The sequence below is a fragment of the Aeromonas sp. Lyrl_2 genome, assembly GCF_051948815.1.
Lineage (GTDB): Bacteria > Pseudomonadota > Gammaproteobacteria > Enterobacterales > Aeromonadaceae > Aeromonas > Aeromonas veronii.
Map to the genome: position 1 here is coordinate 21,221 of NZ_JAYJLJ010000020.1, position 12,771 is coordinate 33,991.

Consider the following 12,771-nt stretch of genomic DNA (forward strand, 5'->3'; position numbering starts at 1 on the left):
CCAATAGGCTCCCTTGGTGATGGGGGGTATACTCGGCTGCGCGCATATTAACAGAACAGGCCCGCCGATAGATATGCGCCTGACATGACCCGGATCACCCCTTGCGCGAGAACTTTCCATGGATTTGACCCGTTTGCGCCACTTTCTGCTGACCCTGCCGGGCGCCACCGAAGATACCCCGTTTGGCCCGGAGATCCTGGTCTACCGCATCGCGGGCAAGATGTTCGCGCTGGTGGATTGGCAGGCCGAACCGCTTACCATCAACCTCAAATGCGAGCCCGAGCTGGCGTTGCTGCTGCGCGAGATCCACCCCGAGGTCAAACCGGGTTGGCATATGAACAAGCAACACTGGAACACAGTGACCCTGAACAACACCTTGCCGGATGATCTGTGGCAAGGCTGGGTGCACCACTCCTATGAGCGGGTTGTCGCGGGTCTGCCCAAAGCCAAACGGCCACAGGCGCCGCGCCCCCTCTCCCCCACTGACGACCCGACCTTATGACCCCAGCACTTAGTCCAGCACTTTGCATTGTCCCCCTTGGCGAGGCACATATCCCCGCCCTCGTGAGCCTGTTTGAGCAGGCGGTGCGACGCAGCGGCCCCGAGCACTACAGCCCCGAGCAGGTGGAGCAGTGGGCCCTCGGCTCACAACATCCGGGCTTTGTCAGCCAGCTGCGCGAGCACCACGGCTGGGTGGCGGAGCAGGCAAATGTGCCCCTCGGGTTTGTCACCCTGAGCCCCGATGGCCACCTCAGTCTGCTCTATGTGAGCGCCGGCCATCAGCGCCAGGGACTGGGCAATCTGCTGCTCACCACGGCGCTCGCGGGGGCCCGAGGGCTCGGTATGACACTAATCACCACCGAGGCCAGCGCCTTCAGTTATGAGCTATTTTTACGACATGGCTTTACGTTGACCGGGCTGGAGTGCGTGGAGCGGGGTGGAGTCAGTTTTACGCGCCATCGCCTGCACTGCTGCTTGCCAAGCTAGGGCAAGCCACTAAAATACGCTTAATTTTCGTATTGTTACTGTATTGAGGCAGCAACCATGGTGGTAGAAAGTGAAGGCTATATCTCGCTGATCGAGTATCTGGTGGAGAGTTTGGGATTGTTTGAATCCCAACAGCAGAACGATGGTGAAGAGACCATCGAAGATCTGGTCAGTGGCCGTGTTGCCAGCAACCTGATGGCCATTTGCGAGCAAAACCCCCAGCTCGATCCCAAGGTGCGTTTCGCCATCATGCAGGAGGCCGACGCCGTGGTCGCCGATCTGGAAGAGGTGCTCTCTGCCGTCTGGCTGCGCGCCCCTACCCCGGAACAGAAAACCTTCCTCATCGAGTTTATCGATCTCATCAAGAACCTGTTCGACAGCGCCATCGGCTGATCTGCCGTCCGGTTTTCCCGCCCAACGCAAGATTTCAGAACAGCAGATAAGGAAAAGGGCCGCCTTGGTGGGCAGCCCTGCTTGCTATCATTTTCAACCCGCCAGTGCGTTCATTCATCAGGCGGTTATCAAGGCAAGAAATGTGTCTGGACTTTGCATCCGATCCCTGGACGCTACCTAGTTAGTCCCGACTGGTCGCAATAAGTTCCCTCCTCCGACCATTTATTTTCACTTTTATTAAGAAATCGACTACAAACCTGTTCAGCGGTTCAGGCTGGGCGGCAAACAGACTCCAATGCCACCCAATCCGCAGTAGCCATCCGGATTTTTCTCCAGATATTGCTGATGGTAATCCTCGGCGTAGTAGAAGGGCGCCAGCGGCAGAATGCGGGTGGTAATGGCCCGGCTGTCGCCGCTTGCCGCCATCGCCTGCTGATAGGCCGCCATGCTCTGCTGGGCAATGATCTGCTGGCTCTCGTCACCATAGAAGATCACCGAGCGGTACTGGGTGCCAATGTCCCCGCCCTGACGCATCCCCTGCGCCGGATCGTGCTGTTCCCAGAACAGTCTGAGCAGATCGCCGTAGCGGATCACCGCCGGATCAAACACCACCTGCACCGTCTCGGCATGGCCGGTCAGGCCGCTGCACACCTCTTTGTAGGTGGGATTCTGGGTCACGCCGCCCTGATAGCCGGCCGCGGTGGAGTAGACGCCCGGCTGCTGCCAGAACAGGCGCTCCACACCCCAGAAACAGCCCATGCCAAACCAGGCGATCGCCATGTTTTCGGGCCAAGGCCCCTGGGTCGGGTTGCCATTCACCGCATGCTGCTGACCAATCACCATCGCTTCGCGTCGTCCCGGCAGGGCATCTGCCGGTGAAATAATCTGTTCCATGAATTCTGTCCTTGTATAAAACCCTGTGAAATCACACAGCTGACGAAAAGGAGCATCGAAGATAGCAGTTTATCGCGCCGGATCAACCGGCAGGCCCCTCCCTGCTCGCCCCAACGGCCATCTGCGCTTCCTGCCACACGTTCCCAATTCGCACGGCCAAGCCGCCCCTCGTAGACCAGAACGGCCAAAATCAATATTTAGTCTTGATTTGTGAATTAATTTTCATATATTGAGCCAGTCGCTGTTTTTTTATGGAAGAAATATCAAGTGCGTGAACGCGAACCCAGTCTGGTCAATGCCTTCCGGCAATCCACCCCCTATGTCAATGTGCATCGGGGTGCCACCTTTGTGCTGATGATGGGGGGAGAAGCCATCTGCCACCCCAACTTCGCCAATATCGTCAGCGATATCGCCCTGCTGCAGACACTGGGCATACGCCTGGTGCTGGTGTTTGGTTCACGTCCGCAAAACGATGAGGCGCTGGCCCGCGCCGGTATCGAGGCCCAGTACCACAAGCGGATCCGGGTCACCGATGACGAGAGTTTCACCATCATCAAACAGGTGTGTGGCGGCCTGCAATATGACATCACCGCCCAGCTCTCCATGGGGCTCGCCAACACACCCATGCAGGGGGCGCGGATCAGCGTGGTGAGCGGCAACTTCGTCACTGCCCAGCCGCTCGGTGTGGATGATGGCATCGACTTTTGCCACAGCGGCCGGGTACGCCGCATCGACGTGGAGGGGATCACCCGCCAGCTCGATCAGAAGAGTCTGGTGCTGATCTCCCCCATCGGCTGTTCGGTCACCGGCGAGAGCTTTAACCTGAGCTCCGAAGAGGTGGCCCGCCGGGTGGCGGTCGATCTCAAGGCGGACAAGCTCATCTGCTTTAGCAGCACCCAGGGGGTAATGGACAGGCGCGGCGAAGCCATCTCCGAGCTCTTCCCCGAGCAGGCCGAAGAGCTGCTGGTGGAGCTGGAGCAGGCTGGCGAAGAGATGTCCGGCACTGCCCGCTACCTGCGTGCGGCCATTGCCTCCTGCCGTGGCGGCGTGCCCCGCTCCCATCTGGTGAGCTATCAGGATGATGGCGCCATGCTGCAGGAGCTGTTCAGCCGTGACGGCCTCGGCACCCAGATCGTGCGGGAAAGTGCCGAGCAGGCCCGCGCCGCCACCATCGAGGATATCGGCGGCATTCTGGATCTGATCCGCCCGCTGGAGGAGGAAGGGATTCTGGTGCGCCGCTCCCGCGAGCAGCTGGAGATGGAGATCGACAAGTTCACCATCATCGAGCGCGATGGTCTCATCATCGGCTGCGCGGCCCTCTACTGCTTTATGGAAGAGGCGATGGCGGAGATGGCCTGCGTCGCCATCCACCCCGACTATCGCAACTCCAACCGGGGGGATCAGCTGGTGGCCAAGGTGGCCGAGCGGGCCAAGCGGCTTGGCATTCGCCGCCTGTTCGTGCTCACCACCCGCTCCATCCACTGGTTCCGGGAGCGGGGCTTCGATCCGCTGGAAGTGGAAGATCTGCCGGTGGCGCGCCAGCGTCTCTACAACTGGCAGCGCCGTTCCAAGGTTTTGTCAAAGACCATTGCCTAAGCCATTGATTCTGCGTTGAGTTAGCCGACAATTTGAACTTTTTCACAAACTCGATTGACAGTGCAATCCAACGCAGGGTATTTCTAAATGCACTCCACCGCCCTGGTGGAGCCAGAAGAGGAGCGCTGCCCAGGCAGCCTAAGGGAGGACGCCAGCGTCCGGTGAACTTGGGTCAGGGGGAGCAGCGCCGAGACGAGTGAGGAGACTGGTGACCTCAACGTCGGCTGCGGGGGCTGAATCCCCCGGGTTGTCATCGGTAGTGATCATCCCACACCGCGTCCTGTCAGGGGCGGTACGGGATGGGCTCTGCAGGTGGAGTGCTTCTGGCCGGGATAGCTTCGTTCATTCCTGCCATTTTCAGCCTCCTCCTCTCTTTTTTGCCCGATGGAACCGGAATCTTAAAATAAGACAGGAGTAAGCAATGAGCCCGATCAATGTCGCCAAGTTTGGCGGAACCAGTGTCGCCAACTTCCCGGCCATGAATCACTGCGCCGACATCGTGCTGGCCAATCCCGCCACCCGGGTGGTGGTGCTAAGCGCCAGCGCCGGTGTCACCAACCTGCTGGTCGCCCTGGCACAAGGGGAGCTGGACGAAGCGGGCCGCGACGAGCAGCTGGCCAAACTGGCCGGGATCCAGCAGGCCATTCTGACCGATCTCGGCAACCCTGTTGATGTGAGCGCCCTCATTCATGGCCAGCTGGACGAAATTCGCCTCATGGCCCAGCAAGCTCACCAGCATACCGATGCGGAGCTGGCCGACCGCCTCATCGCCTGCGGCGAGCTGATGTCTACCCGCCTCTTTACCGAGCTGCTGCGCCAGCGCGGCGTCAAGGCCCACTGGCAGGATGTGCGCCAGCTGATGCGCACCGACAGCCGCTTTGGCAAGGCCACCGTCGATCTGGCCACCACCCGAACCCTCTGCCAGCAGACGCTGGGCCCGCAGCTTGGCGACAGCCTTATCATCACCCAGGGCTTTATCGGTGCCGATGGCGATGGCCGCACCACCACGCTGGGTCGCGGCGGCTCTGACTACAGCGCAGCCCTCTTGGCCGAAGCGCTCGATGCCGCCAGTATCGAGATCTGGACCGATGTGCCCGGCATCTACACCACGGATCCGCGCCTCGTCACCCGCGCCCGCCCGATCCCGGAAATCAGCTTTGTCGAAGCGGCCGAGATGGCCACCTTCGGCGCCAAGGTGCTGCACCCCGCCACCCTGCAACCGGCGGTGCGCCAGAATATTCCGGTGTTTGTCGGCTCCGCCAAGGACCCTGCCGCCGGTGGTACCTGGATCCGCGCCAGCACAGATTCAAGCCCGCTGTTTCGCGCCGTCGCCCTGCGCCGCCAGCAGGTGCTGGTGACCCTGCACAGCCTCAACATGTTCCACGCCTACGGCTTTCTGGCCGAAGTGTTCGGCATTCTGGCCCGTCACCGCATCTCGGTCGATCTCATCACTACCTCGGAAGTGAGCGTGTCACTGACGCTGGATCACACCGGCAGCCAGAGCAACGGCGAACCGATCCTGAGCGACAAGGTACTGGCCGAGCTGGGCCAGCTTTGCAAGGTGGAGGTGGAAACCGGTCTGGCACTGGTGGCGCTCATCGGCAACCGGATGAGCGAAGTAAACGGGGTGGGCAGTCAGGTCTTTGACGCCCTGCGCGAGCACAACATCCGGATGATCTGCTACGGCGCCAGCGCCCACAACCTCTGCTTCCTGGTCAAGGAGAGCGAGGCGGGCAATATCGTCAACCGCCTCCATCAGGAGTTGCTGGACTGACCCTCACCGCGAGGCGAACCAGACCATGCAACAGGGCGCCCGCAAGGCGCCCTGTTCATTTGTACTCCGCAAAGGTATTGGCTCAGGCAAGGCTGGTGGCAGGCAACTGGCAGGCCACAGCTTCGCGGCGCAGCTGCTGCAAGCGGGCCAGCAGCCCGGTCTGGCCCAACTCCGTCTCCTGAGGCGAGAGATTGTCCACCAGCAGCGGATAGTGATCCGTCACCGCCTGCATCAACCAGTCGAGGCGACGCAGGGTGAGCGGGCCGCAGCTCTGGCCGCTCAGATCATCGGCCACATCGAGCCGGTGGCTGCGATACATGTCCCGCCACCAGTTGGCGACCAGCGCCTCGTCGCTCGCCAGCGCGGCGCTCCACTCCCCTTGCAGGGCGTGCAGGCGGGCCAGCACGGGCGCGCTGGCCCCTTCACGGATCAGGTGGTGGATCTCCCGTTTCACCCATTTCAGACAAAGCTCGCGCCAGTAGCGAAATTGCGGCAAAGGATCGGCCTCATCGAGCCAGAGTCCGGAGAGGGTACGGGTCTCCAACCGCTCCGGTACATGGAACTGCGGGTCGACCAGACCGTTGGAGTTGTATTCAAAGCGGGGATCGAAGGTCCACATATAGCCAAAGTCGAAAACGCAGATCTGCTCGCCGTCATCGAGCAGGTTGCCCGGGCTCGGGTCCCAGTCAAACCAGCCCCAGCGGGCCAGCTCCCCCTGCACCTCCAGCATCTGGGCCAGATTGCGTTCGTTGAGCTGATGGACCGGCACACCCCGCAACCAGGGGGAGACCAGCACCCCGGCCCGCGCCGAGCCAAAGCTGGTGCAGACCACGTGGGAGAGGACAGTAGGATGCAACTCGCGCAGCGCCTCGATTTCGCGCCGCCGCTCCAGCTCGGTCAGAAAGGCGGTCTTGCCATCGAGGTTGGCCACCAGTGAATCCTGACGGCGCCGCTTGAGGCACCAGTGATGCCCCTCCACCTTGAGGTGAAACACCTCGGCGGTGAGACCGTGGCGATAGACCTTGACCACAGCCGGATGGCTATCCTTCAGCTTGACCAGTTGGGCCAGCGGCAGCGGGCAGTCGCGCTCGCGTCCGATCCGGATCTCTTCCTTGCTCTCGAGCATACGCAGCAATCTGGCCTGACGTGCCATCACTTTGGGATTCATACATGTACCTCCAGTCGCTATCGAGAGACTAAACAGCAGATCCCTCCCAAGCCAGTGGCAAAACCCCATGATGACGCTTTCATCACATATTCCGAACAACCCCTCGATCGGGATCACAATTTGCAAGGTTGAGCTGTAACCAAATATTCATTAAGTGGTCATTAAATTGACAAGCTGAAACAAGGCCCGCACCATCGGGTCAAACTCTATGCGGATGAACGATCTCTCCCTCACTCGCTCAAAGGATGAGCTTATATGAATCGCCCCTCCTCAGGCCGCCCCCGCGTCCTGAGTCTGCCCTCTCTGCTGCTTGCCCTGCTGGGCGGATTGCTGCTGCTGACCCTGTTGTTGCCGCTGATCAATCCCGGCAGTTGGCTGGGCCGTGCACAGCCGCTGGTGCTGGGCCCCGCCGACAATCCGCTGGCTACCCTCACCCGCCACGCCCTGCTCTATAAAAGCGACAGCCGCGGCCTCTATCTGGTGGTACGCAGTCAGTGGCAGTTGCGAGGGCCGCTGCAAGCGGGGGACAAGGTGCGGGTAGAGCTGCTCAACGACAAGGGGGAGCGGATTGACCAGCTGAGTCAAGCGGTGGATAAACGTCAGGTGTGCCGCAATAACCGCTGCACCCTGGATCTCAACAGCACTCTGCGCGCCCCGGATGATGCGCTGGCCAGCCGCTATCAGCTGCGCATCGGTCTGCTGCTCAAGGATCGCCCCGAGAGCGGCGATTTCAGCCAGATCCTGCAAACCCTGCCGGAGCAGGGCTTCAACCTCACCTATCTGGTGGTGAGCCTGACCCTGGTGCTGGCCCTGAGCGCCGCCGTGCTCAAAACGGTGCTGCCAAAGCTGCGTCGCAGCCTGCGCTGGCGGATCATCGGCAGCCTGCTGCTCGGCAACCTCACCTTCGTGCTGCTGCACGGCTTCGTGGTGTTCAAGCTGGGGGAGTTTCTGCTCTGGTCAGGCTTTCGGCCGGAGCACTACTATCTGGCCTGGGGCAGCATGGTGCTGGGCTGGAGCCTCTGCGCGCTGGCGGGCTTCAACCTCTATATGGGGCTGGTCTTTACCGCGCTGTCAGGCATAGGTCTGCTGGCCAACTTTATGAAGATCGCCATCTACGGCGTGCCGCTCGGCGGGGATGATTTTGGCAACCTGCTGGCGCTGCTGCGGATCCTGCTCGACCAGCACCCCATCCTGCCCATCTTCACCGTGTTGCTGGCACTGTTTCTCTGCTGGCGCTTTGCCCTGTCACGCTGGGTGCTGCGCACAGCCGCTGCCACCGTCGCCTTCTTTGCCCTCTGCGTCTTTGCCACCCAGACTGGCAACAAGCTGCTGGGAGCCAACATTCGCTACGTGGATCGCGCGGTCAACTACCACAGGGACATCATCCGCTCCGGCCCCGGCCTCTATCTGTTCAATCTGGTGGACGAGATGCTGCAAAGCGGCAGCGTGTTTCGCTACCCCTTGCAGATCAACGAGCTGACCCCGCAGCTGAGCTATCCGCCCCAGGGCATAGCGCCGCGCTGGGATCTGGTGATCGTGCTGCAATATGAGTCGCTCTGGCTCGACTGGAAGGGGCGGATCTGCGCCCCGGCTCCCACCCTCTCCCTGCCCGCCAGCGTGCAGCAGTGGCAAAAGACCATCCACTCCCCCACCACCGGCGGCATGACGGTACTGGCGGAGTTCGAGATGAACACCGGCCTGCCGGTGGGCTTGCTCAAGCAGGGGGTGGTGCCCTACTACTACCTCTCGCAGCAGGTGCCGGGGCTGGCCCAGAGCGCAAGAAAGAGTGGCTACCAGACCCTGTTCGCCCACCCCTATGTGGAAAAATTCTGGGGCCGCGCCAAAGCGATCCCGGCGCTGGGGTATGAGGAGCGCTGGTTCGACACCCGCTTCACCACCCTCGAGCACAAGGGACTCTATATCTCCGATGATGCCCTCATCGACCACCTGCTCAAGCGCAGCGAACAGGATGACAAACCGCTGTTTGCCTATGCGGTCACCATGCAGGGGCACGGCCCCTTCGATGGCCCCCGCTATCAGGGGCAGGAGCGCAGCGGCGCCTGCCCGAACCAGAGCGAGAGCGACACCCAGCTGCTCAACACCTACTACACCGGGGTGGTGGATGCCATGGCCTCGCTGGAGCGACTGCTCAAGACCCTAGACCAGTCGGACAAGCGCTATCTGGTGGTGGCCTTTGGCGATCACCAGCCGTTTTTGATGTCTGCCGGCAAGGGCATTCACGGTGACAAGCCGGCACGCGATGCCACCTACCAGATCCCCATGATGGCCTTCACCCGCGCCGATGATCCCCTCAATCTGGCGACCCAGTTTGCGCCGGTGCGCCAGCTCTACCAGATGGGTCAGGCCACCCGCCAGCTGCTGGCGGGGGATATCACCCCCATCGAAGAAAAACCCCTGCTCCATCCGGTGCTGGGCGAGGAGAAAGGGTTCGACCCTTCAAGCCTGGTGCCGCAGATCCGCGCCAGCTTCCGGCCCGATGCCCTGCCCTGATCACGCCACACAAAAACAGACAAGGCCGCATCCGCGGCCTTGTTGTTGGACATTCATTTCGCCCTCATTTTGCTCGCCACCAGGGCTCCAGCAAGGTGAGTCTCTGCCTGTCGAGATCGAGCTCTGCCTCGATACCCAGCGGCAGCGTCAGCATGGGGTGGGTATGGGCGCAGTCAAACTCCGCCAGAATGGGGAAGCTCGGCTCCCCCACCACCTCCAGCAGGATATCGAGGGGGCGCTTGCCGCTACCCTGATCGTTGAACAGCTCGTGCTTGCCGAGGATAAGGGCGCCGATCCGCCCAAACACCCCGCACAGCTTGAGATGGGCAAAGGAGCGCTCCAGCGTCTCGGCAGATTTCAGGCTGTCCTCCAGCAGCAAAATGTCGCCGTGCTCGATGGCCGGCATATAGGGGGAGCCCCAGATCCCCGCCATGGTGTTGAGGTTGCCGCCAATCAGCCGTCCCTCAACCCGGCCTGAGCCGACCGAGATCAGCCGATTGGGCTGGCACTGCTTGGCCCGGGTCTGGCTTTCCCAATCGAGCCGTTCATCGCTCCATTGCACCGGGGTGGGCAGCGTGCAGGGGACGCCAGCTTCATCGGCCAATGCAATCTGTAAAAAACTGGCCAGCGTCTCATCCACCAGCGGCGGCAACTCGCCAAAGGAGGCCACCAGCGCCGGGCCATAAAAGGTAACCAGGCCAGTTTGGGCGTGGATGCCGAGCAGCAGCGCCGTCACGTCTGAGTAGCCGACGATGATCTTGGGATCGCGCCTCAGCGCCTCAAAATCGAGGTAGGGCAGCAGGGAGTTGGAGTTGCTGCCGCCAATCACCGACATGATGCAGCGTACTTCGGGGTCGCGAATAAGGGCATTGAGCTCCTCGGCCCGCGCGGCGATGGAACCGGAGCGCCAGTGATCCTGCTGGCCGGTGAGGCTGCCCGCCTTGAGCCTAAAGCCCTGCCCCTCAAGAAAGGCTTTTGCGCGGGCAAAACGGTTGGGTTCCCAGGCGGTCGCCGCGCTGGAGGGGGAGAAAAAAGCGATGGTATCGCCACGTTTAAGCAGCGGGGGAACCAATAACGTCATGACACACTCATCCTTGCCAATATCCAGCCATCACAGAGTTGTTGAGACTCCTACACAACCCCTTTGATCACAACGGGTTTATCACCATCGTTTAGAAATACAAAACACTTAATTCATTATTAACAGATATTCTAAACACCATCCCCTTCCTAGAATGACCTCATTGCGATGGCCAACCCCGGTTGATTGTCAGAACGGTCGGCCTGACAGCCCGGACGTTCTCTTTCCCACTTTTTCTCTCTGACTTATCAATGAGGTGCCTGTCATGAACAAAAACGCATCCCCCAGCGCATTGGTTGTAGAAGGCGGCGCCATGCGCGGCATATTTGCCAGCGGCGTGCTGGATGCGTTTATCGAGCATGACTATCGCCCCTTTGACTTCGCCATCGGCGTCTCGGCGGGGGCCACCAACTTGCTGGCTTATCTCGCCAGCCAGCATGGCCGCAGCCACGAGATCCTGACCAAACTGGCATGCAGCCAGCAGTTTATGGATCCCCTGCGCTTTGCCAAGGGGGGCAATCTGGTGGATATCCACTGGCTGTGGAACACCAGCTGCCGTAAGTATCCCCTCGACATTCACGCCTACCGGGAGACCGGCATCCCCTTCTATGCGGTGGTGACCAATACCCTGACCGGCAAGGCGGAGTACATCCGGGTCAAGCCGGAAAACATGAACGAGGTGCTGCCCGCCAGCTGCGCCATTCCCCTCGCCTCCCATGAATACCCGGAAGTGCACGGGGTACCGATGACAGATGGCGGGGTGGCCGACTCCATCCCGGTGATCGAGGCCTACCGCCGCGGTGCCCGTCACCTGACGGTGATCCTCTCCGAACCCCTTGGCTATCGGCTCAAGCCGATGCCCTTCCCCTGGATGATCCGCACCCTGCTCAAGACCCGCCCCGCGCTGGCACAGGCGCTGGAGCAGCGGGATCGCAGCTACAACGAGGCGCTCGATTTTATCGCCAATCCGCCGGAGGACTGCCAGATCGAGGTGATCGCCCCGGCCGACTACTTCCCCGTCTCCCGTTTCACCCGCGATATCAACAAGCTGGAGATGGGATACGTGATGGGCAAGTGCGCAGGCTATAAGGCCGCCCTGCTCAATTGATAAGGATTTTACAGGCATGACCCGACCTGCCGCGACGCACGCGCCGCAAACACAATAACAATCGGGTCAGTTGAGCAACATGAGTCATAAAAACAGACCGTGGCGAGGCAAGCGCGGCCAGAACCGATGCCAGACATCCTGACCGGCCCGCTCCTCATCCCTATGCCAGGGCATCTCACCCTCATACAAGGTGTTTATTTATGTCGTTTCTTCTCACCCATCCCGCGCTGGCGCAACTGTTCGAGCGGCTGCTGCCCGATTACCGGATCATGGCGCCCGCGGCCGAATATCGGGGCGGCCGCTTCTCCGACACCGACAACGTCACCTACCACAGCATCCGCCATCCGGCCGATCTGGTGTGGCAGGAGAAGTCCCACTTCTCCCCGAAAGAGGTGGTGCTCCCCATCACCCAGACCCTGTTCCACTTCGACAATCTGGAGCTGCGCGAATCAAAGGTGGAGGCCAAGCCCACCCTGCTGTTCTTGCGCAGCTGTGATATCCACGCTCTGCGCAGGCTGGATCAGGTCTACCTGAAAAATGGCCAGAACAGCGACGTCTACTACGCCAGACTGCGCAGCAAGCTCAAGCTGGTGCTGCTGGAGTGCCGCGAGAGCTTCGAGAACTGCTTCTGCGTCTCCATGGGCAGCAACGAGACCCAGGACTACGCCGCCGCCATTCGTCTGAGCGATGAGGGTGCCCGCATCGAGGTGAAGGATCCCGAGCTGCTCAGCTACTTTGCCGAACTGGGTGAATCCGATGACTTCACCCCGGAATTTGTCCAGAGCAACCCGGTCAAGGTACGCACCCCGGACAGCGTCTGTGACGACCCCCAGCGGATCCGCCAGATCCTCACCGCCCATCCGGTCTGGGCCGAGTACGACAGCCGCTGCATCAGCTGCGGCCGCTGTACCACCTCCTGCCCGACCTGCAGCTGCTACAGCGTGCACGACCTCACCTATGCGGAGAACCCCCAGCAGGGCGAGCGCCGTCGCCAGTGGGCCAGCTGCATGGTGGATGGCTTCAGCGACATGGCCGGTGGCCACGGTTTTCGCGCCAAGCATGGCGAGCGCCTGCGTTATCGCGCCCTGCACAAGGTCAACGACTACAAGGCCCGTCAGGGGGAGGAGCACATGTGCGTCGGCTGCGGCCGCTGCGACGATCGCTGCCCTCACTACATCTCCTTTAGCAACATCATCAACAAGATGACCGATGTGGTCGAACAGACCATCGCAGCCGACAACGCGCAGGGGGCGAACTGA

Annotated in this window: 11 protein-coding genes and 1 riboswitch; of the genes, 8 read left to right on the forward strand and 3 right to left on the reverse strand. The window is 61.2% G+C overall.

The features are described from left to right. Positions 1-118: 118 nt before the first annotated feature. Genes VF684_RS16600 through VF684_RS16610 form a run of 3 tightly spaced genes read left to right on the forward strand, consistent with a single transcriptional unit; the run spans position 119 to position 1,380 of the window. Positions 119-502 carry an MmcQ/YjbR family DNA-binding protein gene (locus VF684_RS16600; protein ID WP_201998678.1) on the forward strand — a complete coding sequence of 128 codons (384 nt, stop codon included), beginning with the start codon at positions 119-121 and terminating at the stop codon, positions 500-502. Further along, complete coding sequence (locus VF684_RS16605) at positions 499-987, forward strand: GNAT family N-acetyltransferase (RefSeq protein ID WP_429218638.1); 489 nt, start codon at positions 499-501, stop codon at positions 985-987. Before VF684_RS16600 ends, VF684_RS16605 begins: the two co-directional genes overlap by 4 nt. Before the next feature lie 57 nt (positions 988-1,044). Next, on the forward strand, positions 1,045-1,380 hold the full coding sequence (locus tag VF684_RS16610; protein ID WP_005333735.1) for a DUF3802 family protein: 336 nt from the start codon (positions 1,045-1,047) through the stop codon (positions 1,378-1,380). Positions 1,381-1,641: 261 nt separating this feature from the next. On the opposite strand, the gene msrA is transcribed toward VF684_RS16610, so the two are convergent. Next, a complete protein-coding gene (msrA, locus tag VF684_RS16615) occupies positions 1,642-2,274 on the reverse strand; it encodes a peptide-methionine (S)-S-oxide reductase MsrA (protein ID WP_139444251.1) in 633 nt (210 codons plus the stop codon). Between the two features lie 267 nt (positions 2,275-2,541). On the opposite strand from msrA, the gene argA reads away from it, so the two are divergent. Further along, positions 2,542-3,870 (forward strand): amino-acid N-acetyltransferase, encoded by a 1,329-nt coding sequence (gene argA, locus VF684_RS16620; protein ID WP_005345063.1) that lies wholly within the window; start codon positions 2,542-2,544, stop codon positions 3,868-3,870. 107 nt (positions 3,871-3,977) lie between these two features. Continuing rightward, positions 3,978-4,201: riboswitch (Lysine riboswitch) on the forward strand. Between the two features lie 90 nt (positions 4,202-4,291). Beyond that, on the forward strand, positions 4,292-5,644 hold the full coding sequence (gene lysC, locus VF684_RS16625) for a lysine-sensitive aspartokinase 3 (protein WP_019446161.1): 1,353 nt from the start codon (positions 4,292-4,294) through the stop codon (positions 5,642-5,644). Between the two features lie 82 nt (positions 5,645-5,726). Here the strand turns inward: lysC and VF684_RS16630 are convergent, their stop codons facing one another. After that, complete coding sequence (locus VF684_RS16630) at positions 5,727-6,812, reverse strand: hypothetical protein (RefSeq protein ID WP_005333743.1); 1,086 nt, start codon at positions 6,810-6,812, stop codon at positions 5,727-5,729. Positions 6,813-7,067: 255 nt separating this feature from the next. Here VF684_RS16630 and VF684_RS16635 point away from each other — a divergent pair, with 255 nt between their 5' ends. Next, complete coding sequence (locus VF684_RS16635; RefSeq protein WP_201914480.1) at positions 7,068-9,323, forward strand: LTA synthase family protein; 2,256 nt, start codon at positions 7,068-7,070, stop codon at positions 9,321-9,323. 64 nt (positions 9,324-9,387) lie between these two features. Here VF684_RS16635 and VF684_RS16640 read toward each other — a convergent pair whose 3' ends face one another. Then, positions 9,388-10,404, reverse strand: coding sequence for a S66 family peptidase (locus VF684_RS16640; RefSeq protein WP_279459165.1), 1,017 nt, complete (start codon positions 10,402-10,404; stop codon positions 9,388-9,390). 265 nt (positions 10,405-10,669) lie between these two features. Here VF684_RS16640 and VF684_RS16645 point away from each other — a divergent pair, with 265 nt between their 5' ends. Continuing rightward, entirely contained in the window at positions 10,670-11,512 is an 843-nt protein-coding gene (locus VF684_RS16645; protein ID WP_204381179.1) for a patatin-like phospholipase family protein, read from the forward strand. A gap of 200 nt (positions 11,513-11,712) precedes the next feature. Further along, a complete protein-coding gene (gene asrA, locus VF684_RS16650; protein WP_204381178.1) occupies positions 11,713-12,771 on the forward strand; it encodes an anaerobic sulfite reductase subunit AsrA in 1,059 nt (352 codons plus the stop codon).

What these genes read in the sequence shown, in the direction of transcription:
- VF684_RS16630 (WP_005333743.1), bottom strand. Translation starts at nt 6,812, where the DNA reads ATGAATCCCAAAGTGATGGCACGTCAGGCCAGATTGCTGCGTATGCTC.
- VF684_RS16635 (WP_201914480.1), top strand. Translation starts at nt 7,068, where the DNA reads ATGAATCGCCCCTCCTCAGGCCGCCCCCGCGTCCTGAGTCTGCCCTCT.
- VF684_RS16610 (WP_005333735.1), top strand. Translation starts at nt 1,045, where the DNA reads ATGGTGGTAGAAAGTGAAGGCTATATCTCGCTGATCGAGTATCTGGTG.
- VF684_RS16605 (WP_429218638.1), top strand. Translation starts at nt 499, where the DNA reads ATGACCCCAGCACTTAGTCCAGCACTTTGCATTGTCCCCCTTGGCGAG.
- asrA (WP_204381178.1), top strand. Translation starts at nt 11,713, where the DNA reads ATGTCGTTTCTTCTCACCCATCCCGCGCTGGCGCAACTGTTCGAGCGG.
- VF684_RS16600 (WP_201998678.1), top strand. Translation starts at nt 119, where the DNA reads ATGGATTTGACCCGTTTGCGCCACTTTCTGCTGACCCTGCCGGGCGCC.
- VF684_RS16640 (WP_279459165.1), bottom strand. Translation starts at nt 10,404, where the DNA reads ATGACGTTATTGGTTCCCCCGCTGCTTAAACGTGGCGATACCATCGCT.
- msrA (WP_139444251.1), bottom strand. Translation starts at nt 2,274, where the DNA reads ATGGAACAGATTATTTCACCGGCAGATGCCCTGCCGGGACGACGCGAA.
- VF684_RS16645 (WP_204381179.1), top strand. Translation starts at nt 10,670, where the DNA reads ATGAACAAAAACGCATCCCCCAGCGCATTGGTTGTAGAAGGCGGCGCC.
- lysC (WP_019446161.1), top strand. Translation starts at nt 4,292, where the DNA reads ATGAGCCCGATCAATGTCGCCAAGTTTGGCGGAACCAGTGTCGCCAAC.